This window comes from Streptomyces sp. NPDC002640, assembly GCF_053592575.1.
In genome coordinates, this window is record NZ_JBSFVZ010000003.1 from 125,057 (window position 1) to 144,901 (window position 19,845).

The window sequence follows — 19,845 nt, forward strand, 5'->3', positions numbered from 1 at the left end:
TGGTTGTGTCGACGTGAAGTCTCTTGAACGCAACTATCTTGACGTCAAGAGATTTCCGCGGTGCACTGGGCGCATGGACTGGGATGCCGAGCAGTACTTGCGCCACGCGGGTGATCGCGCCCGCCCGTTCCTCGACCTGCTGGCCCGGGTGCCGCGGTTGCCGTCCGCCGCGCCGCGGATCGCCGACCTGGGGTGCGGGCCGGGCACCACCACGGCGGACCTGCTGGCGCGGCGGTGGCCCGCGGCGCGGATCACCGGCTACGACAACTCGCCCGCGATGCTGGAGCGGGCGGCCCCGCTGGCCGGCCCGACGGAGGGCGGCGGCGGCCTGGACTTCGCCTTCGCCGACCTCACGGAGTGGTCGCCGGACCGGACGTACGACCTGATCGTCTCCAACGCGGCGCTGCACTGGGTTCCGGGGCACGCGGAGGCGCTGCCGGAGTGGGCCGGGGCGCTGCCGCCGGGCGGGGTGCTGGCCTTCCAGGTGCCGTACAACCTGGACGCGCCGGTGCACGCCCTGATGCGGGAGACGGCCGGGGACCCGCGCTGGGCGGACCGGCTGCGGGGGGTGCTGCGGGGCGGCGACTCGGTGCGCGACCCGGGGGTCTACCTGGACCTGTTCGCGCGGCGGGGGTTCGCGGTGGACGTCTGGGAGACGACGTACCTGCACGTCCTGCCGGGTGAGGACGCGGTGCTGGACTGGGTGTCGGGCACGGGCCTGCGGCCGGTGCTGTCCGCGCTCGCCTCCGACCCGCCGCTGCGGGACGCGTTCGTCGCCGCCTACCGCGACCGCCTCCGGGAGGCCTACCCCCGCGCCCCGTACGGCACGGTCCTGCCGTTCCGCCGCCTGTTCTGCGTGGCCGTCGCACCGGGAGGGGCCGCGGGGTGATCGTCGCGCGGCACAACGGCGCCCCGCGCCCGGTGGGGGCCGGGTGGGGGCGCCGTCGTGTCGGGGGTGGGGTGGGTCAGCCGGTGTTGCGGAGGCCGGCGGCGACGCCGTTGACGGTGAGGAGCAGGGCCCGCGCGAGGAGCGGGTCGACCTCCTCGCCGCGCGCGGCGGCGTCCCGCTGCCGCTTGAGCAGGGTGACCTGGAGGTAGGAGATCGGGTCCAGGTAGGCGTCCCGGATCGCGAAGGTCTGCTTCAGGACCGGGTTGGCGTCCAGCAGGCTTGCCTCACCAGTGACCTTGAGGACCTCCGCCACCGTGAGCTCGTGCTCCGCCTTGATCGCGTCGAAGACGTGCTGGAGTTCGTCGGGCACGAGGTTGTCGACGTACAGGGAGGCGATCCGCAGGTCCGTCTTGGCCAGCGTCATCTCGACGTTGGAGATGAAGTTCCGGAAGAAGTGCCACTCCTGGTGCATCTCCTCCAGGACGCTGTCGAGGCCGGCCTCGCGCAGCGCCTTCAGGCCGGAGCCGACGCCGAACCAGCCGGGGACGATCTGCCGGGACTGGGTCCAGCCGAAGACCCACGGGATCGCGCGGAGGGAGTCGAGGCCGCCGCCCGCGTCGGGGCGGCGCGAGGGCCGCGAGCCCAGGTGGAGTTCGGCGAGCTGGTCGACCGGGGTGGAGGCGAAGAAGTACGCGGGCAGGTCCGGGTCCTCGACCAGCTTCCGGTAGGCGACGTGCGCGGCGTCGGAGACGACGTCCATCGCCGCGTCCCATCGGGCCAGCGCCTCCACCGACTGCCGCGGCGCGGTGTGCAGCGCGGACGCCTGCAGCGTGGCCGCCACCGTCAGTTCGAGGTTCTCCCGGGCCAGCGACGGCACCAGGTACTTGTCGGAGATGACCTCGCCCTGCTCGGTCACCTTGATCTCGCCCTCCAGCGTGCCCCACGGCTGGGCGAGGACCGCGTCGTGCGAGGGGCCGCCGCCGCGGCCGACGGTGCCGCCCCGGCCGTGGAAGAGCCGCAGCCGCACGCCGTGCCGGTGCGCGACGTCGCGCAGGCGGCGCTGGGCGCGGTGGATCTCCCACTGGCTGGTGGTGATGCCGCCGAACTTGGAGGAGTCGGAGTAGCCGAGCATGACCTCCTGGACGTCGCCCCGCAGCGCGACCAGGCGCCGGTAGGACGGGTCGGAGAGCATGTCGTCGAGGATGGTGTCCGCGGCCTTGAGCTCGTCGGTGGTCTCCAGCAGCGGGACGATGCCGATCTTCGCCCAGCCGGCGTGCAGGTCCAGCAGCCCGGCCTCGCGGGCCAGCACCGCGGCCGCGAAGACGTCGTCGGCGCCCTGGCACATGGAGATGATGTACGACTCGATGACCTCGGGCCCGAACACCTCCAGCGCGCGCTTGACCGTGTCGAAGGTGCCCAGCGTCTTGGTGCCGGCCTTGTCCAGCGGGGCCGGGCTCGGGGCCAGCGGGCGGCGGGAGCGCAGTTCCTTGGCGAGCAGCCGGCTCCGGTAGTCGCGCGGCATGTCCGCGTACCGCCAGGACTCCTCGCCGAGGCGGTCGAAGAGCTGGCCGAGCGCGTGGTGGTGGGCGTCGGCGTGCTCGCGGACGTCCATGGTGGCGAGCTGGAGGCCGAACGCCGACAGGGTGCGGATCGTGCGGTCCATCCGGCCGTCCGCGAACAGTCCCGCCCGGTGTTCGCGCAGCGAGACCTGGATCAGCGTCAGGTCGTCCAGGAGCTGGGCGGTGCCCAGGTAGTCGCGGCCGGGCTCGTGCGCGGTGCCCTTGGCGAGGCGCTCCTTGGTGTTGAGCAGCTTCTGCCGGATGCAGGTGGCCTTCAGCCGGTACGGCTCCTCGGCGTTCAGCCGCTTGTAGCGCGGGCTGATCTCGTGCAGCAGCTCCAGGTCCCGCTGGAGGGACGCCAGCAGGTCGTCGGTGGCGCCGGTGTAGCGGATCGAGTTCGACAGGAAGCCGCGCAGCTCGTCGATCATCTCGAGGGCGTCGTTGATGCCGTGCTCGTGCTGGAGGATCAGCACGTCCCAGGTGACCTGCGGGGTGACGTTGGGGTTGCCGTCGCGGTCGCCGCCGATCCAGGTGCCGAAGGTCAGCGGCCGGGTCGCGTCGGGGAGTTCGACGCCGATCCGCTCCAGCTCCGCGGTCAGGTCCTCCAGCACGTCGCCGACCGGGCCGGCGTGCAGCTCGTCCAGGTAGTAGATCGCGTTGCGGGCCTCGTCGGCCGGCTCGGGGCGGACCACGCGCAGTTCGTCCGTCTGCCAGACGAGGTCGATGTTCTCGGCCAGCCGGGTGTCGTGCCGGCGCCGGTCCGCCTCGATGACCGGGGTCTCCAGCAGGTGCGCGATGCGCCGCAGCTTGTTCAGCACCGAGCGGCGGGCGGCCTCGGTCGGGTGCGCGGTGAAGACCGGACGGATGTTGAGGTTGCGGACCGTCTCCCGGAGGTGGTCGGGGTCCGCGTCCTTCAGGCGGTCCGCCGTACGGGCGAGCTGGCTGCCCTCCGCCGCCCGGCGCGCCCTCAGTTCGCGCCCCCGGTGCACCTGTTCGGTGACGTTCGCGAGGTGGAAGTAGGTGGAGAAGGCGCGGACCAGCTTGGCGGCCGTCTCCAGCTCGGTGCCCCGGAGCAGCTCGGCCGCGGCCTCGCCGTCCTCCCGGGTCAGTCTGCGGACCTTCTCCACGAGTTCCAGCAGCTCGGGACCTTCCTGCCGGACCAGGGTCTGACCCAGCAGGTCACCCAGGCGGCGGATGTCGCTCCGCAGTTCGCTGCTCGTGGTGGTGGTCCGGTCGTCGACACTGCTCACAGGTGCGGCTCCTTGCAACGGTGAAGCTCTGTCTGGCAGGGCATCCGGGCGCGCCACCCATGCGGCCGTGCTCGGCTTTCAGGGGCGTGCGTCCGGGAAGAGACTGAATGGAGGAGCGGACCGCGCTGTCCGACCGGTCCAAGGATAGGCAGGCGCCGCCACACGCGGGGGAACGGCTCTTGCTGTGAGACGAAGCGCTGACATACTTACGATTCCGTAGGTTACGGAACCGTAGGGAGCGGGCATCGGTGGTGCCTCCGTCACCTGGCCCGTTCTCCGCACTCTCCATCACTCGAGGGATGCCCATGACGACAAGCTCCGACGTGATCGACGAAGACTCGCGGCCCACCACCGCACCCGAACAGGTCCTGCCGAAGGCCACCCTGGGGGGCGAGCAGAAGCGCACGGTCGAACAGGTCGCCCTGCTCCTCTTCATCATCGTTCCGTTCGCGGCGCTGGTGGCGGCCGTGCCGCTGGCCTGGGGCTGGGGGGTGAGCTGGCTCGACCTCGGCCTGATGGTCTTCTTCTACTACTGGGGCTGTCACGGGGTGACCATCGGTTACCACCGGCACTTCACGCACGGCTCCTTCAAGGCCAAGCGGCCGCTGAAGATCGCGCTCGCCGTCATGGGCTCCATGGCCGTCGAGGGCCCCCTGGTCCGCTGGGTGGCCGACCACCGCCGCCACCACAAGTTCTCCGACGCCGAGGGCGACCCGCACTCGCCGTGGCGCTACGGCGAGACCGTCCCCGCCCTCGTCAAGGGCCTCTGGTGGGCGCACATCGGCTGGATGTTCGACGAGGAGCGCACCCCGCAGGAGAAGTACGCGCCCGACCTGATCAAGGACCCGGCGCTGCGGGCCATCTCCCGCCAGTTCATCGGCTGGACCATCCTGTCGCTGGCCATCCCGCCGATCGTCGGCGGTCTGGTCACCCAGTCCTGGTGGGGCGCCTTCACCGCGTTCTTCTGGGGCTCCCTGGTCCGGGTGGCCCTGCTGCACCACGTGACGTGGTCGATCAACTCCATCTGCCACGCCACCGGCAAGCGGCCCTTCAAGTCCCGGGACCGTTCCGGGAACGTCTGGTGGCTGGCCGTGCTGTCCTGCGGCGAGTCCTGGCACAACCTGCACCACGCCGACCCCACCTCCGCGCGCCACGGCGTGTTCAAGGGGCAGATCGATTCCTCGGCCCGTTTCATCCGCTGGTTCGAGCAGCTGGGCTGGGCGTACGACGTGCGCTGGCCCTCCGAGGAGCGTCTCGCCGCACGGCGTGATCCGGACGCCAAGCGGTCCCGCCGGGCCGGGGCCACGGCCGACGCGGCATGATTGACGTGTGGTGACCGACTCCAGCAGCCCCAGCGATCCCGACCGGCCCCGTGACGACACGCGGGAGGGGAAGCCGCCCAGGCGGGCGCGCCGCACCCGGATGACGGGTGCGGAACGGCGCCAGCAGCTGCTGGAGATCGGACGCACGCTCTTCGCCGCCAAGGGCTTCGAGGGGACCTCCGTGGAGGAGATCGCGGCGAAGGCCGGGGTCTCCAAGCCGGTGGTCTACGAGCACTTCGGCGGCAAGGAAGGGCTCTACGCGGTGGTCGTCGACCGCGAGATGCGGCGGCTGCTCGACATGGTCACCGGGTCGCTGACGGCCGGCCATCCGCGGGAGCTGTGCGAGCAGGCGGCGTTCGCCCTCCTCGACTACATCGAGGAGTACACCGACGGCTTCCGGATCCTGGTGCGGGACTCGCCGATCCCGCAGTCCACGGGGTCCTTCGCCTCGCTGATCTCCGACATCGCCACCCAGGTCGAGGACATCCTCGGCCGGGAGTTCAAGAGCCGGGGCTTCGACCCGAAGCTGGCGCCGCTGTACGCGCAGGCGCTGGTGGGGATGGTCGCCCTGACCGGGCAGTGGTGGCTCGACGTCCGCCGCCCCAAGAAGGCCGAGGTCGCCGCGCACCTGGTCAACCTCGCCTGGCACGGCCTCGACGGGCTGGAGCAGAAGCCGAAGCTGATCGGCCACCGGAAGTCGTAGGACCCCGCCTACCCCTCGCTCCCGCCCTCCACCGGCGCCGGCCGGTCCGGGTCCCGGTCCCCGGTGGCCTCCTTCCCCAGGACGAGCCCCTTGGCGGGACCCTCGGGGATCACCGCGTCCGTGCCGTAGGCGACGCGGTGGACGTCGGAGTAGTCGGCCTTCTTCGCGTCCGGACCGGTGAGCACGGTGACGGCCCCGTCCCCGTCGTGGTCGTCGACCAGCACGCACACCGGGATGCCCGCCCGCGCGTATTCGCGCCGCTTGCGGATGCGGTCCCGTTCGACGTTGCGGGACCCCGGGGAGACGACCTCGACGACCATGGCGACACCGGACGCGTCGACGCCGAGACCGTCCTCGTCGGGGATCTCGTCCAGGTCCTCGGGCGCGACGAAGAGGTCGGGGACCCAGCACTTGCGTCGGTGAACGACGTTGCCGTCGTGATGGACCGCGTAACCGCTGTCCCGCAGGTGGCTGTCGAGCAGCCGGCGAAGACGGTTGATCAGCACCGTGTGACGGCGACGACCGGTGGGTGACACCTCGATGGCTGCCTCGATGATCTCGGCGCGGTAGCCCTCGGGGAGCTCCATGGACTGCCAGGTCCGCCACAGGAACTCGTCCAGGTCGAAAGCCGGGTCGTCTTCGCCTGTCACCGGGTACACCTCGTGCGCGAGAGGGGTCGTCGTGAGCACCTCCTCCATCCGTGTGGGCGCGGACGCCACGCGGGACGACCGACACCGGCACGGTAGGCGCCGGTGTCGGTCGTGCGGTGGCAGGTCCTCGCCGGATCACCCGGACGGGGAGTCGCGCGGGGGTCAGCGGAGGCGGCGGGCTCCCTGGGAGGGGACCGCGGGGAAGGTGCGCGGGGGCTCGTAGCCGGCCGCGGCGAAGGCGGACTCCACGGCGGTGGCGACCGCGGCGGCCCGGTCGTCGTCGACGAGGACGATGGCGGAGCCGCCGAACCCGCCGCCGGTCATCCGCGCGCCGAGCGCGCCCGCGGCGAGCGCGGCGTCGACCACGGCGTCGAGCTCCGGCGCGGAGACGCGGAAGTCGTCGCGGAGCGAGGCGTGGCCCTCGGTGAGGACGGGCCCGACGCCGCGGGTGTCGCCGGCGGAGAGGAGCCGGACGACCCGTTCGACGCGTTCGTCCTCGGTGACGACGTGGCGGACCAGGCGGCGGATCTCCTCGTCGTCGATCCGGGCCAGGGCCTCGTCGAGCTCCGCGTAGGGGATGTCGCGCAGGGCCCGCACGCCGAGGAGTTCGGCGCCCCGCTCGCAGCCGGCCCGGCGCTTGCCGTACTCGCCGCCGCTGTGGGAGTGCTTGACCTGGGTGTCGACGACCAGCAGCCGCATGCCCTCGGCGGCGAGGTCGAAGGGGATCTGCCGCCGCGTGCCGTCGCGGGTGTCGAGGAAGAGGGCGTGTCCGGCCTCGCAGCAGGCGGAGGCGGTCTGGTCCATGATCCCGGTGGGGGCGCCCACGTACTCGTTCTCGGCGCGCTGGCACAGCCGGGCCAGCAGCGCCCGGTCCAGGCCGAGGCCGAAGAGGTCGTCGAGGGCGAGGGCGACGACGACCTCCAGGGCCGCCGAGGAGGAGAGCCCGGCACCGCTCGGCACGGTGGACGCGAGGTGGACGTCGGCGCCGGTGACGTCGTGGCCACCCTCCGTCAGCGCCCACACCACGCCCGCCGGGTAGGCGGTCCACCGCTTGTCCGAGCCGGGGAGCAGCTCCTCGACGCGGCGTTCGACCACGCCGCCGGGCACGTCGGCGGAGGAGAACCGCAGGACCCCGTCCTCGCGCGGCGACACCGCGGCGACGGCGACGTGCGGCAGGGCGAAGGGCATCACGAAGCCGTCGTTGTAGTCGGTGTGCTCACCGATGAGGTTGACCCGCCCGGGGGCGGCCCAGACGCCGGCCGGCTCGGCGCCGTACAGCTCGGTGAACCGCCGGGCGACGGCCTCGGCGGCGGCCGCGGGGTCGGCGGGGGTCTCGACCGACTCGGTCATGTGCGGTGGCCTTCCTCGATGACGGGAGACGCTCACGCGCTGCGGCGCGCGAACTCCCAGGCGTCGGAGACGATGGTGGTCAGGTCGGCGCGGCGCGGCCGCCAGCCGAGCCGGTCCCGGGCGGTGGCGGCGGAGGCGACCAGCGCGGCCGGGTCCCCGCCGCGCCGCTCGGCGACCCGCTCCGGGACCGGATGCCCGGTCACCCGGCGGACCGTCTCGACGACCTGACGGACCGAGAACCCGTTGCCGTTGCCCAGGTTGCAGATCAGGTGCTCGCCGGGGGTGGCGGCCTCCAGGGCCAGCAGGTGCGCCTCGGCGAGGTCGGCCACGTGGATGTAGTCGCGGATGCAGGTGCCGTCGGGCGTCGGGTAGTCGTCGCCGTAGACCGCGATGTGGTCCCGCCTGCCCAGGGCGACCTGGAGGATCAGCGGGATCAGGTGCGACTCTGGGTCGTGGCGCTCGCCGTACGCCCCGTAGGCGCCGGCCACGTTGAAGTAGCGCAGGCTGACCGCGGCCAGGCCGTGGGCGTTCGCCTCGCTGGTGATCATGTGGTCGACGGCCAGCTTGGTGGCGCCGTACGGGTTGGTGGGCGCGGTGGGGGCGGTCTCCGGGATGGGGACCTCGGCCGGTTCGCCGTAGGTGGCGGCGGTCGAGGAGAACACCAGCCGCCGCACCCCCGCCTCGCGCATCGCGGCCAGCAGCGCCAGGGAGCCGCCGACGTTGTTCTCCCAGTACTTCTCCGGCTTCACCACGGACTCGCCGACCTGCGAGGAGGCGGCGAAGTGGAGCACGGCGTCGAAGGAGGCGTCGAGGTGGCGGCCCGCGTCGCGCAGGTCGGCCTCGACAAACGCGGCGCCCTCGGGGACGCCCTCGCGGAAGCCGGTGGACAGGTCGTCGAGGACGACGACCTCGTGCCCGGCCTCCAGCAGGTGCTGGGCGACCACGCTGCCGATGTAGCCGGCGCCGCCGGTCACCAGGTACTTGCCGGTCCCGCTCACGCGCTCGCCACCTCCCGCAGCCGTGCCGCGGCGGCCTCCGGCGGCACGTCGTTGATGTACACGCCCATCCCGGACTCGGAGCCCGCGAGGAACTTCAGCTTGCCGGAGGTCCGGCGGATGGTGAACAGCTCGAGGTGGAGCGCGAAGTCGTCCCGCGTCACCCCTTCGTACGCGTCCAGACCGCTGAACGGCGCCTGGTGCCAGGCGGCGATGTAGGGCGTGGGCGGCTCGTCGGGACCGAAGATCCGGTCGAAGCGGCGCAGCAGCTCCAGGTAGATCCGGGGGAACTCGGCGCGCTGGTCCTCGTCGAGGGCGGTCAGGTCGGGGACGCGGCGGCGCGGGTAGAGGTGCACCTCGTAGGGCCAGTGGGCCGCGTAGGGGACGAAGGCGACCCAGTGGTCACCCGCGAGGACCAGTCGTTCCCCGGCCGACTCGCGCTCGACGATCTCGTCGAAGAGATTGGCGGTGGCCGACTCGCGGCGGCGGGCCGCCAGGGACTGGAACATCCGCGCGGTACGCGGCGTGACGAAGGGGTAGGCGTAGATCTGCCCGTGGGGGTGACCGAGCGTCACGCCGATCTCGCGGCCCCGGTTCTCGAAGGGGAAGACCTGGACGACGGAGGAGAGATGCGACAGCTCGGCGGTCCGGTCGGTCCAGGCGTCGAGAACCAGCCGGGCCTGCTCCTCGGAGAGCTCGGCGAACGAGGCGTCGTGGTCCTCGGTGAAGCAGACGACCTCGCAGCGGCCCGAGTCGCCGGCCAGCGAGGGGAAGCGGTTCTCGAAGACGGCCACGTCGTAGTGGCTGTCCGGGATCTCGCTGAGCCGGTCGCCCTGGCTGGGGCAGAGCGGGCACTGGTCGGCCGGCGGGTGGTAGGTGCGGCCCTGACGGTGCGAGGCGACCGCGATGTCGTCGCCGAGGAGCTCGTCGTGACGGACCTCGGAGCTGGTGACGGTGGCGTCCAGGGGACGCCGGTCGACCGCGTCGCGCGCGGGTCCGTCACCGAGGTCGTAGTAGATGAGCTCGCGCCCGTCGGCAAGCCGGGTCGAAGTCTTCCTCACCGTCGATCGCCTTCCTGCCGCACCGCCCGGCTCCCTCGGATGTCCCGTCCGGATGCGCGATGCCTCGAACAGAAGTCAACATAACAGACCACAACAGAACTCAACCCGACCAGAGATGTCACAATCAGGGGACGAGAAGTAACAGGAGCGTTCAAACATCGACATCCTCGGTATGAGATCGGCCGTGAATTCCGTAACGCGCGACGAAGCGAGTTCCTATGCCCCCCACACATCTGGCAGCTGAGCTGCGGCTCCCCGCCAACTGGCTCGACTACAGCCTGCTGGCCATCTACTTCCTCTTCGTGCTCGGCGTCGGCTTCCTGGCGCGGAAGTCGGTCAAGACCAGCCTCGACTTCTTCCTCTCGGGCCGGTCACTGCCCGCGTGGGTGACGGGTCTCGCCTTCATCTCCGCCAACCTCGGCGCCACCGAGGTCCTCGGCATGGCGGCCAACAGTGCCCAGTACGGCGTCTACACGGTGCACTGGTACTGGATCGGCGCCATCCCGGCCATGGTCTTCCTCGGCCTGGTGATGATGCCGTTCTACTACGGCTCCAAGGTCCGGTCGGTGCCCGAGTTCCTGCTGCTGCGCTTCGACAAGTCGGCGCACCTGCTGTCCTCGGTGCTGTTCGCGTTCGCCGCGATCCTGATCGCCGGCGTCAACCTGTACTCGCTGGCGATCGTGGTCGAGGCGCTGCTCGGCTGGCCCGAGTGGGTGGCCATCGTCGTGGCCGGCTTCTTCGTCCTCGCGTACATCACCATCGGCGGTCTCTCCTCGGCGATCTACAACGAGGTGCTGCAGTTCTTCGTGATCCTCGCGGCGCTGATCCCGATCACCGTCCTGGGCCTGAAGCGGGTCGGCGGCTGGGACGGCCTGACCGACTCGCTCACCGCGCAGAAGGGCGGCGACTTCGTCACCGCGTGGGGTGGCACCGGCATCGGCAGCGACAACCCGCTGGGCGCCAACTGGCTGACCATCGTCCTGGGCCTCGGCTTCGTGCTGTCCTTCGGCTACTGGACGACCAACTTCGCCGAGGTCCAGCGCGCGCTGTCCGCCAAGAACCTCTCCGCCGCCCAGCGCACCCCGCTGATCGCCGCGTTCCCGAAGATCTTCATCGTCTTCCTGGTGATGATCCCCGGCCTGGTCGCCGCCGTGCTGGTGCCCAAGATCGGCCAGGCCTCCTCCGGCCTGGAGTACAACGACGCGATCCCCTACCTGATGGGCCAGCTGCTGCCCAACGGTGTGCTCGGCATCGCGATCACCGGTCTGGTCGCGGCGTTCATGGCCGGTATGGCGGCCAACGTCTCCTCCTTCAACACCGTCTTCACCACGGACATCTGGGCGAAGTACGTGAAGCGGAACCAGGAGGACGCCTACTACCTGCGCTTCGGACGGCTGATCACCGTCCTCGGCGTGCTGGCCTCGATGGGCACGGCGTTCCTCGCGTCGACCTTCTCCAACATCATGGCCTACCTGCAGACGCTGTTCTCCTTCTTCAACGTGCCGATGTTCGTGGTCTTCATCATCGGCATGTTCTGGAAGCGGGCGTCGATGGTCTCCGGCTTCTGGGGCCTGCTCGCCGGTACGGTCTCGGCGATGGTGAACTACTTCGTCATCTACAAGCAGGGCATCATCGACATCCCCTCCGACCAGGGCGCCAACTTCGTCTCGGCGATCGTCGGCTTCGTCGCCGGCGCGGTGGTGATGGTCGCGGTCTCGCTCTTCACCAAGCCCAAGCCGATCGAGGAGCTGCAGGGCCTGGTCTACGGCACCAAGTCGCCGGGCATGACCGAGCCGGCCGCCGAGGGCGACGACGCCTGGTACCGCAAGCCGGCCCTGCTGGGCTGGGGAGCGATCATCCTGGCCGCCGCCTGCTACATCCCGTTCTCGTTCTAAGAGCGCACGCGGGAGAATGGAGAGACCATGTCCGAGTTTTCCGAGAAGGACGTCCAGCGGTCGGTCACCGAGCTGGAGACCAAGTCCGCGAGTGCCGCGCGCCTCTTCGACATCCGCCGCATCATCGGCCTGCTGTTCGTCGTGTACGGCGTGATCGTCACCCTCGCCGGGATCTCGCCGTCGGACGGCGCACGGGAGAAGGCGGTCGACGTCAACATCAACCTGTGGACCGGGCTGGCCATGCTCGCGCTGGGCCTGTTCTTCCTGGCCTGGCTCAAGCTCCGCCCGGCCGCCCCGCCCCCGCCCCCCACGGGCATGGAGGAGCAGAACCGGCTGGGCCAGCACTGAGGCCGAGGCGTCCTGAGACGTCGCCGTCACGGGGAAGGGCCGGACTCCTGTCGGAGTCCGGCCCTTCCCCGTGCGGTACTTCCCCGTGCGGCGTGACGCTCAGCCCTGGTCGAGGAGGCCCGCGCGGGCGGCGAGGGCCGCGGCCTCCAGCCGTGAGCCCACGCCCAGCTTCATCAGCACCCGCTGCACATGGGTGCGGGCCGTGCTGGGCGCTATGCCCATGCCCTCCGCGATCAGCCGGGTGTCCTCGCCCTCGGCGACCCGGACCAGCACCTCCGCCTCCCGAGGGGTGAGCGACGACAGCAGCCGCCGTCCCTCGTCGTCGGGCTCGGCCACCGGGTGGAGCAGCTCGTGGAAGGCGCTCTGCAGCAGCCCCGGCGCGACGGCCGCCTCACCGGCCCGCGCCTTGACGATGGCCCGCTCGACCCCTTCGATCCGCTCGTCGTGGCGCACGTACCCCGACGCCCCGGCCGCGAAGGCCGCCGCGATGCCGCGGGGGCTGGGCACCGGGCCCAGCACCACCACGGCCACCTGGGGCCGCTCCCGCTTGATCCGCTCCACCGGATCGAACGCCCCCGGCCGGGCCGGCTCCGCGGTGCCCAGCAGGCACACCTCCGGCGCCCTGCCGATCACCAGCTCGGCCGCGCCCGCCGCCGGAGCGGCCGCGGCCAGCACCCGGTGCCCGCGCAGCTTCAGGGCGGAGGCCAGCGCCTCCGCGTGCAGTCGGTGGTCGTCGACCACCATGAGCCGCACTCCCATCGAACCCCCCACCTTGCCCCCGGCCCGAGGCCCCCCGGCTCTCGCGGCCCGTATGGACCGGGAAGCTACACGCTTGTTCGACGCGGCGCGCCCCCAACGGCCGACAAGTGCCCCGATCGTCGCATCGCCGGGCGCCGGGTTGCTCCGTCAGCCCTTCGTGCCGTAGGCGACGACCAGCTTCTCGTCCGCCTGGTCGGCGTCGCGGACGTAGACCTGGCTCATGTAGAGGCGGCCCGCGGAGTACAGGAACTCCTGGTGGTCCGGCGAGAACTCGATCTCGACGTCACGGGCCTTCTCGTCGTTGGGCATCTGCAGCAGCACCGTCTGCTTCATGGTGGTGCCGTCGATGCTGACGATCTGACCGCCCTTGTCGTACGGACCCCGCTTGTAGCTGATGACGTCGTCGCCGTCCGCCCGCAGCGGCGCCAGCGCCCAGCCGTCGCCGGCGTCCGCCTTCCTGCCCGCCTTGCCGGTGGCCAGGTCGAAGGCGACGACCTCGTTGGTGCGGCCGGCGTCGGCCCCGCCGGTGGTGTGCTCCTCGGTGGGCAGGTAGAGGCGGTCCTGGGTGACCGCCATGTTCGCGCACTGCTCGACACGGGTGACGCCGTCGCAGTCGCCGGCGTAGGTGTCGCCCGGCGCGGAGATCTTGGCGCGGAGCTCGCCGGTGGCGGCGTCGATGGAGAACAGGTCGGAGACGCCGCTGCCGTCGCCGGCGGTCCGGCCGACGTCGGCCGCGATCACCAGCGGGTCGGTGGAGACGACCGACGCGTACTCGACGCCCTCGGGCATCTTGTACTCGGAGAGCACCGTGCCCTCCTTGGGGTCGATGGTCTGGATGAGCATCTGCGCCGCGGCGGAGGTGCACTTGCGGAGCGCGACCAGGGCCTTGCCGCCGCCGTAGCCGTAGTCGTTGCAGGTGTCGCCCGGCTTGGGCTGCCACAGCGAGCCGCCGTCGGTCAGGTCCCAGGCGGCGCCGCCGTAGCTGGAGCCGGCCGCGACGGTGGTCCCGCTGACCGTGACGTTGTCGAACCGCACCGGGCGGTCACCGGTCTTGGCGTTCTTGGTCCACAGCTTCTTGCCGGTGGCCAGGTCGAGCGCGGTGACCTCGCTGCAGCCCGTGGTCGGCGTCTCGGCGGTCGGCTTGGCGGGCTCGTGGACGATCGCCGTCCTGCCGTCCCCCGTCACGTGCCGCGACGCGAAGCAGACCGGGCCGGGCAGCGGGATCGACCACTTCTCGGCGCCGCTCGCCGGGTCGTACCCCGTGATCTCCGAGGAACCGCTCTTCACGTAGGCGTCCTTGGTGAGCCAGGAGCCCTCCACGGTGACCTGCAGGCCCTTCTCGACCGTGGGCTGCGCCAGCTCGAAGAGCAGCCGCGCCGAGGGGTCGGACGGAACCTTCTCCGTACCGCCGCCGGTCTTGCCGTCACCGCCGCCGCCGGCGACCGGACCGGGCTTGTCGCCCTTGCTGCCGGAGTACCAGACGCCGCCGCCGATGATCAGCGCGATCGCCACCACGGCGGAGACCACGATCGCCACCTGGGCGCGCAGTGCCTTGCGCTCCGCCTCGGAGCGCTGCCCGGCGGGGGGCGGCGCGGGCAGGGTGGCGGGCTGCGGATAGCCGTACTGGGGAGGCTGCCCGCCCGGCTGCTGGAGGTACGGGTTGGGCATCGGCGGGGTCTGCGGATAGCCGTACCCCGCCGGCGGCTGGGCGTGCGGCGGCGTACCCGGCCCGGCCGGAGCGGGCGCGGCCGGAGGCTGGGCGTACGGCTGCTGCGGGGGCTGCGGCGTCGACTGCTGCGGCGGCTGCGGCTGCGCCGTCGGCTGCTGCGGCGGCTGCGGCTGCGGCGTCGGCTGCTGCGGGTTCTTGCCGAAGGCGACCTGGGTCGGGTCGTGCGCGCCGCCGTCCCCCTGCGGGGGCCGGCCGGGCTCGGGCGGCTGGGTCATGGCATACCTCAAGAAGGTTCGGGTGGGTACGTCGGCTCGGGGGACGCGCGGCGGGCCGGCGGCTACTCGGCGTAGGCGATCATCAGCTTCTCCTCCTGGTCGTCGTTGCCGGTCAGCATGTCGACGGAGAGGAAGAGACGGCCGCCGGACCAGGCGACGTCCGGGGTGAAGAACGAGGTCTCCAGCCGGGCGCCGGCCGCCGGGTTCTGCAGCAGTTTCTGCGGCTTGTGCGCACCGGCCGTCGGCACGGCCACCACCTGGCCGCCCTTGTCGTAGGTGGGCCGGACGTAGGCGATCAGCTTGCCGTTCTCCACGGCGAGCGGCTGCATCGAGGCGTCGGCGGGGGACTTCACCCGCCACTTCTCCTTGCCGGTGTCCAGGCCCACCGCGAGGATCTCGTTGGGGCCGGTGACGCTCTTGGTCGGCAGGTACATGTTCTGCTCGTCGGCGACGAAGTCGCAGGACTCCAAGGCCTTGTTGAAGATGGAGAAGCCGGAGCAGCGGACGTCGATCTCGGTCTTGCCGTCGAGCTGGACGTGGGCGCCGATCTTCCCGCCCGCGCCGATGACCGTGATGCTGCCCTGTTCCTTGTCCCGGTTGATGGCGTACACGACCAGCGGGCTGACGCTGTAGGCCTTCTCGACCTCCCAGCCCTTGTCCAGCGAGGTCGTCCAGCGGACCTTGCCGGTCCTCGGGTCGAGCTCGCGGATCTCGTCGTGCTCCTTGGCGCTGGCGGCGGCGCAGGAGGCGGCGACGATCAGCCGCTCGGAGTCGCCGGCGAAGCCGGAGGGGAAGCAGGAGGCGCCGTACTTCTCGATCTCGTACCGCTTCTTGCCCGTCCCGGCGTCGTAGGCCACGCCGGACTGGGAGCGGCCGACGACCAGGGTGTCCCCGGCGACGCTGAGGGAGAGGTCGCTGGTCCCGTCGAAGAGGCCGCCCTCCTCGACCTCGATCTCCCAGCCCTTCCCACCGGTGCGCAGGTCGACCTGCTGGACGCGGTTGCACTTGGCGCGGTCGCTGCTGCCGCTCTTGTAGGCGACGGCGATCTTGCCGTCCCCGGTGGTGTTCCTGCTGACCGCGCAGATCTCCTCGGGGAAGGTCACCGGCTTCCACGCCTCGCCGCCGTCGGCCGCCTTCCAGCCGAAGACCTGCTTGTACGCGGCCTTCGCGGCGACGTCGCCGACGATCCACATGCCGGGGGCGCGGGAGCCGCCCTTCGGGGTGTCCGGCGCGGTCTTGAACCAGGCGACGCGGGACTCGCCGGGAGCGCGCTCGCCGTTGATGTCGACCTCCTCGCCCCCGCCGCCGTCGCCGTCGCCGGTGTCGACGCTGGTGGTGGGCTCGGGGGACGGGGCCTCCTGGGTGGGCTGCGGGCCCGCCTTCTCGTCCGTGTCGTCGGAGCCGCCGACCAGCGCCCAGGCGCCGCCGGCTATGACCACCGCCGCGGCGACGGCCGCGGCGGTGATCGCCAGGGCGGGGCGGGTCTTGAACGGGTTGCGGGAACCGGAGGCCCCGCCCGCTCCGGGCTGCGGGGCGCCGGGGGGCCAGGGGGCACCCGGGTAGGCGCCGCCCTGCGGGTGGCCTCCGGCGCCGGGCTGCTGCCATCCGGGCTGCGGGGCGTAGGGGCCGCCGGGGTGCGGCTGGCCGGGCTGGCCCGGCTGGCCCGGCTGGCCGTACGGGCCCGCGGCGTAGGGTCCGGGCTGTCCCGGCTGCGGCGTGCCGTACGGACCCGGCTGCGGGGTCCCGTAGCCGGACGGGGCGGCGCCGAACCCGCCGGCGGGCGGCTGGTGCTGGGGCGCGCCGAAACCGGGCTGCGCGGGCGGCTGCGGGGCGCCGAAGCCGCCCTGAGGCGCGGCGGGAGGCTGCGGGGGCGCGGCGGGAGGCTGCGCGGCCGGGGCGGGAGGCGTGGCCTCACCGGAGCCGGCGCCGGAGCCGGAGCCGGAGCCCGGGTCGGCGGACGCGGCGGACGCGGCGGGCCCGGCGGGCGGCTCCGGCGGGGCGGTGTACCCCGGGGGCGGAGCGTCCTGCGGCTCCCGCTTGCGCAGCGGATCGTCGGACGACCGGGACGGCTGTTCGGGCGGCTGTGTCACAGCGCCTCCCCCTCTTCACTGACCGACGCCCCGCGCCTGGCCGCTACCTGGGCCCCTCAGCGACACTCAGGGACCAGTTGTCATACCGGGGCCTTTTCTATCACCCACGCCGGAACACGCCGGGCCGGTTCCTCCCCTGTTCCCAAGGGAGAACCGGCCCGTGACGCCCCCGTTATGGGTGACGCGCCGTCAGGACGCCGCTGCCGTCAGGCGTCCTCGGCCAGTTCCAGCCACCGCATCTCCAGCTCGTCCCGCTCCGACGCCAGGTCGCGCAGCTGCGCGTCCAGTTCGGCCACCTTCGCGAAGTCCGTGGCGTTGTCGGCGATCTGTCCGTGCAGCTTGCCCTCCTGCTCGGAGATCCGGTCCAGCCGCCGCTCGATCTTCTGCAGCTCCTTCTTCGCGGCCCGCTCGTCCGCCGCGCTCCGCCCGGCGGCGGCCGGCTTCGCGGCCGGCGCGGGCGCGGAGGCGGCGGCGGCCTCCTCCATCCTCCGGCGGCGCTCCAGGTACTCGTCGATGCCGCGCGGCAGCATCCGCAGCGTGGAGTCGCCGAGCAGCGCGAACACCCGGTCGGTGGTGCGCTCGACGAAGAACCGGTCGTGGGAGATCACGATCATCGAGCCGGGCCAGCCGTCGAGGACGTCCTCGAGCTGGGTGAGGGTCTCGATGTCCAGGTCGTTGGTGGGCTCGTCGAGGAAGAGGACGTTGGGCTCGTCCATCAGCAGCCGCAGCAGCTGGAGGCGGCGGCGCTCACCGCCGGAGAGGTCGCCGACCGGCGTCCACTGCTTCTCCTTGGTGAAGCCGAACGTCTCGCAGAGCTGACCCGCGGTCATCTCGCGGCCCTTGCCGAGGTCCACGCGCTCCCGCACCCGCTGGACCGCCTCCAGGACCCGCCAGTCGGGGTCGAGTTCGGCGACCTCCTGGGACAGGTAGGCGAGCCGGACCGTCTTGCCGACCTTGATCCTTCCGGCGGCGGGCTGCTCCTCGCCGTCGCTGCGGGCGGCGGCCGCCATGGCCCGCAGCAGCGAGGTCTTGCCGGCGCCGTTGACGCCGACCAGGCCGATGCGGTCGCCGGGGCCGAGCTGCCAGGTGACGTGCTCCAGCAGCGTCTTGGGACCCGCGGTGACGGTGACGTCCTCGAGGTCGAAGACGGTCTTGCCGAGGCGGGAGGAGGCGAACTTCATCAGCTCGCTCGTGTCGCGCGGCGGGGGGACGTCCGCGATCAGCTCGTTGGCCGCCTCGACGCGGAACCGGGGCTTGGAGGTGCGGGCGGGGGCGCCGCGGCGCAGCCAGGCCAGCTCCTTGCGGACCAGGTTCTGCCGCTTGACCTCCTCGGTCTGCGCGATCCGCTCCCGCTCGGCGCGGGCGAACACGTAGTCGGAGTAGCCGCCCTCGTACTCGTGGACGTCGCCGCGCTGCACGTCCCACATGCGGGTGCAGACCTGGTCCAGGAACCAGCGGTCGTGGGTGACGCAGACGAGCGCGGAGCGGCGGGCCGCGAGGTGGGCGGCGAGCCAGGCGATGCCCTCGACGTCGAGGTGGTTGGTGGGCTCGTCCAGGACGATCAGGTCCTGCTCGGCGATCAGCAGCTTGGCGAGCGCGATGCGGCGGCGCTCACCGCCGGAGAGCGGGCCGATGACGGTGTCCAGGCCCTGGGGGAAGCCGGGCAGGTCCAGGCCGCCGAAGAGGCCGGTGAGCACGTCGCGGATCTTCGCGTCGCCCGCCCACTCGTGGTCGGCGAGGTCGCCGATCACCTCGTGGCGGACGGTGGCGGCCGGGTCCAGGGAGTCGTGCTGCGTCAGGACGCCCATGCGGAGGCCGCCGACGTGCGTGACGCGGCCGGAGTCCGGTTCCTCCAGCTGCGCGAGCATGCGGATCATGGTGGTCTTGCCGTCGCCGTTGCGTCCGACGACGCCGATGCGGTCGCCTTCGGACACGCCGAGGGAGATGCCGTCCAGGAGGGTGCGGGTGCCGTACACCTTGCGGACGTTCTCGACATTGACCAGGTTGACGGCCATTTCACTCCAACCGAGGGGAACGAGCTCAGCGCCCCAGATTAGCCCCCGTGGCCGCCCCCGCCCCACGCTCCGGTCCCGGGGGCGGTGGGGTCAGCGGGGGGCGTTCTTGGCGGCGACGACCGCGTCGAAGACCTCCCGCTTCGGGAGGCCCGCCTCCGCGGCGACCGCCGCGATCGCCTCCTTGCGCCGCTCGCCCGCCTCCTCGCGCACCCGCACCCGCCGCACGAGCTCCTCGGCGTCGACGTCGCCCGGCGCCGGCTCGGGGGCGCCCTCGACGACCACGGTGATCTCCCCGCGCACGCCCTCCTTCGCCCAGGCGGCGAGCTCGGCCAGCGCACCCCGCCGGACCTCCTCGTACGTCTTGGTCAGCTCACGGCACACCGCGGCCCGCCGGTCCCCGCCGAAGACCTCGGCCATCGCCGCGAGGGTGTCGTCCAGCCGGTGCGGCGCCTCGAAGTAGACGAGGGTGCGCCGCTCCCCGGCGACCTCCCGCAGCCGGCCCAGCCGCTCGCCCGCCTTCCGCGGCAGGAACCCCTCGAAGCAGAACCGGTCCACCGGCAGCCCGGACAGCGCCAGCGCGGTCAGCACCGCGGACGGCCCCGGCACGGCGGTGACCTTGATGTCGTGCTCGACGGCCGCCGCGACCAGCCGGTACCCGGGGTCGGAGACCGACGGCATGCCCGCGTCCGTGACCAGCAGCACCCGGGAGCCGCCCCGCAGGGCCTCCACCAGCTCGGGCGTGCGCGCGGTCTCGTTGCCCTCGAAGTAGGAGACGACCCGCCCCTCGGTGCGCACGCCGAGCGCCTGGGTGAGGCGGCGCAGCCTGCGGGTGTCCTCGGCGGCGACCACGTCGGCGGTGGCGAGTTCCTGGGCGAGGCGCGGCGGGGCGTCGGCCACGTCCCCGATGGGCGTCCCGGCGAGGACGAGGACGCCGCCCCCCGGGGACGACGGGGCGGCGGGAGAGGGCTGCGGGGCAGGCGTATCGGTCACCGTTCCATCGTCGCAGGACGACAAC

Annotated in this window: 15 protein-coding genes; 5 read left to right on the forward strand and 10 right to left on the reverse strand. The window is 72.3% G+C overall.

Going from position 1 to position 19,845, the window contains the following annotated elements; all coding sequences use genetic code 11:
• The first annotated feature begins 73 nt into the window (after window positions 1–73).
• Complete coding sequence (locus ACWD3O_RS05270) at window positions 74–889, forward strand: trans-aconitate 2-methyltransferase (protein ID WP_451414892.1); 816 nt, start codon at window positions 74–76, stop codon at window positions 887–889.
• A gap of 76 nt (window positions 890–965) precedes the next feature.
• On the opposite strand, the gene ppc is transcribed toward ACWD3O_RS05270, so the two are convergent.
• Window positions 966–3,698: a phosphoenolpyruvate carboxylase gene (ppc, locus tag ACWD3O_RS05275; protein ID WP_451414893.1), complete on the reverse strand. Its 2,733-nt coding sequence runs from the start codon at window positions 3,696–3,698 to the stop codon at window positions 966–968.
• A 305-nt stretch (window positions 3,699–4,003) separates the two neighbouring features.
• Here ppc and ACWD3O_RS05280 point away from each other — a divergent pair, with 305 nt between their 5' ends.
• Entirely contained in the window at window positions 4,004–5,020 is a 1,017-nt protein-coding gene (locus tag ACWD3O_RS05280; protein WP_451408534.1) for an acyl-CoA desaturase, read from the forward strand.
• A gap of 7 nt (window positions 5,021–5,027) precedes the next feature.
• Window positions 5,028–5,723, forward strand: coding sequence for a TetR family transcriptional regulator (locus ACWD3O_RS05285; protein ID WP_451408533.1), 696 nt, complete (start codon window positions 5,028–5,030; stop codon window positions 5,721–5,723).
• 8 nt (window positions 5,724–5,731) lie between these two features.
• Here the strand turns inward: ACWD3O_RS05285 and ACWD3O_RS05290 are convergent, their stop codons facing one another.
• From ACWD3O_RS05290 to galT, 4 genes are all read right to left on the reverse strand, one after another.
• Window positions 5,732–6,373, reverse strand: coding sequence for a Uma2 family endonuclease (locus tag ACWD3O_RS05290; protein WP_451414894.1), 642 nt, complete (start codon window positions 6,371–6,373; stop codon window positions 5,732–5,734).
• A gap of 162 nt (window positions 6,374–6,535) precedes the next feature.
• The gene (galK, locus tag ACWD3O_RS05295; protein ID WP_451414895.1) at window positions 6,536–7,723 is read right to left on the reverse strand and encodes a galactokinase; all 1,188 of its coding nucleotides are present in this window, start codon (window positions 7,721–7,723) and stop codon (window positions 6,536–6,538) included.
• A gap of 32 nt (window positions 7,724–7,755) precedes the next feature.
• Window positions 7,756–8,721: a UDP-glucose 4-epimerase GalE gene (gene galE, locus ACWD3O_RS05300; protein WP_451408530.1), complete on the reverse strand. Its 966-nt coding sequence runs from the start codon at window positions 8,719–8,721 to the stop codon at window positions 7,756–7,758.
• Complete coding sequence (gene galT, locus ACWD3O_RS05305) at window positions 8,718–9,779, reverse strand: galactose-1-phosphate uridylyltransferase (RefSeq protein ID WP_451408529.1); 1,062 nt, start codon at window positions 9,777–9,779, stop codon at window positions 8,718–8,720. The genes galE and galT overlap by 4 nt, the downstream gene beginning before the upstream one ends.
• A gap of 218 nt (window positions 9,780–9,997) precedes the next feature.
• Here galT and ACWD3O_RS05310 point away from each other — a divergent pair, with 218 nt between their 5' ends.
• A complete protein-coding gene (locus ACWD3O_RS05310; RefSeq protein WP_361146614.1) occupies window positions 9,998–11,674 on the forward strand; it encodes a sodium:solute symporter family protein in 1,677 nt (558 codons plus the stop codon).
• A gap of 27 nt (window positions 11,675–11,701) precedes the next feature.
• Entirely contained in the window at window positions 11,702–12,022 is a 321-nt protein-coding gene (locus ACWD3O_RS05315) for a hypothetical protein (protein WP_451414896.1), read from the forward strand.
• 99 nt (window positions 12,023–12,121) lie between these two features.
• Here the strand turns inward: ACWD3O_RS05315 and ACWD3O_RS05320 are convergent, their stop codons facing one another.
• From ACWD3O_RS05320 to rsmI, 5 genes are all read right to left on the reverse strand, one after another.
• Window positions 12,122–12,781 (reverse strand): LuxR C-terminal-related transcriptional regulator, encoded by a 660-nt coding sequence (locus tag ACWD3O_RS05320; RefSeq protein WP_451408527.1) that lies wholly within the window; start codon window positions 12,779–12,781, stop codon window positions 12,122–12,124.
• 147 nt (window positions 12,782–12,928) lie between these two features.
• Window positions 12,929–14,725 (reverse strand): outer membrane protein assembly factor BamB family protein, encoded by a 1,797-nt coding sequence (locus ACWD3O_RS05325; protein ID WP_451414897.1) that lies wholly within the window; start codon window positions 14,723–14,725, stop codon window positions 12,929–12,931.
• A gap of 62 nt (window positions 14,726–14,787) precedes the next feature.
• Window positions 14,788–16,815: an outer membrane protein assembly factor BamB family protein gene (locus ACWD3O_RS05330; protein ID WP_451414898.1), complete on the reverse strand. Its 2,028-nt coding sequence runs from the start codon at window positions 16,813–16,815 to the stop codon at window positions 14,788–14,790.
• A gap of 206 nt (window positions 16,816–17,021) precedes the next feature.
• On the reverse strand, window positions 17,022–18,830 hold the full coding sequence (locus ACWD3O_RS05335; RefSeq protein WP_451414899.1) for an ABC-F family ATP-binding cassette domain-containing protein: 1,809 nt from the start codon (window positions 18,828–18,830) through the stop codon (window positions 17,022–17,024).
• Between the two features lie 90 nt (window positions 18,831–18,920).
• On the reverse strand, window positions 18,921–19,820 hold the full coding sequence (rsmI, locus tag ACWD3O_RS05340) for a 16S rRNA (cytidine(1402)-2'-O)-methyltransferase (protein WP_451408523.1): 900 nt from the start codon (window positions 19,818–19,820) through the stop codon (window positions 18,921–18,923).
• Window positions 19,821–19,845 lie beyond the last annotated feature (25 nt).

What these genes read in the sequence shown, in the direction of transcription:
- ACWD3O_RS05335 (WP_451414899.1), bottom strand. Translation starts at nt 18,830, where the DNA reads ATGGCCGTCAACCTGGTCAATGTCGAGAACGTCCGCAAGGTGTACGGC.
- ACWD3O_RS05270 (WP_451414892.1), top strand. Translation starts at nt 74, where the DNA reads ATGGACTGGGATGCCGAGCAGTACTTGCGCCACGCGGGTGATCGCGCC.
- galK (WP_451414895.1), bottom strand. Translation starts at nt 7,723, where the DNA reads ATGACCGAGTCGGTCGAGACCCCCGCCGACCCCGCGGCCGCCGCCGAG.
- ACWD3O_RS05310 (WP_361146614.1), top strand. Translation starts at nt 9,998, where the DNA reads ATGCCCCCCACACATCTGGCAGCTGAGCTGCGGCTCCCCGCCAACTGG.
- ACWD3O_RS05280 (WP_451408534.1), top strand. Translation starts at nt 4,004, where the DNA reads ATGACGACAAGCTCCGACGTGATCGACGAAGACTCGCGGCCCACCACC.
- ACWD3O_RS05325 (WP_451414897.1), bottom strand. Translation starts at nt 14,725, where the DNA reads ATGACCCAGCCGCCCGAGCCCGGCCGGCCCCCGCAGGGGGACGGCGGC.
- ACWD3O_RS05315 (WP_451414896.1), top strand. Translation starts at nt 11,702, where the DNA reads ATGTCCGAGTTTTCCGAGAAGGACGTCCAGCGGTCGGTCACCGAGCTG.
- ACWD3O_RS05320 (WP_451408527.1), bottom strand. Translation starts at nt 12,781, where the DNA reads ATGGGAGTGCGGCTCATGGTGGTCGACGACCACCGACTGCACGCGGAG.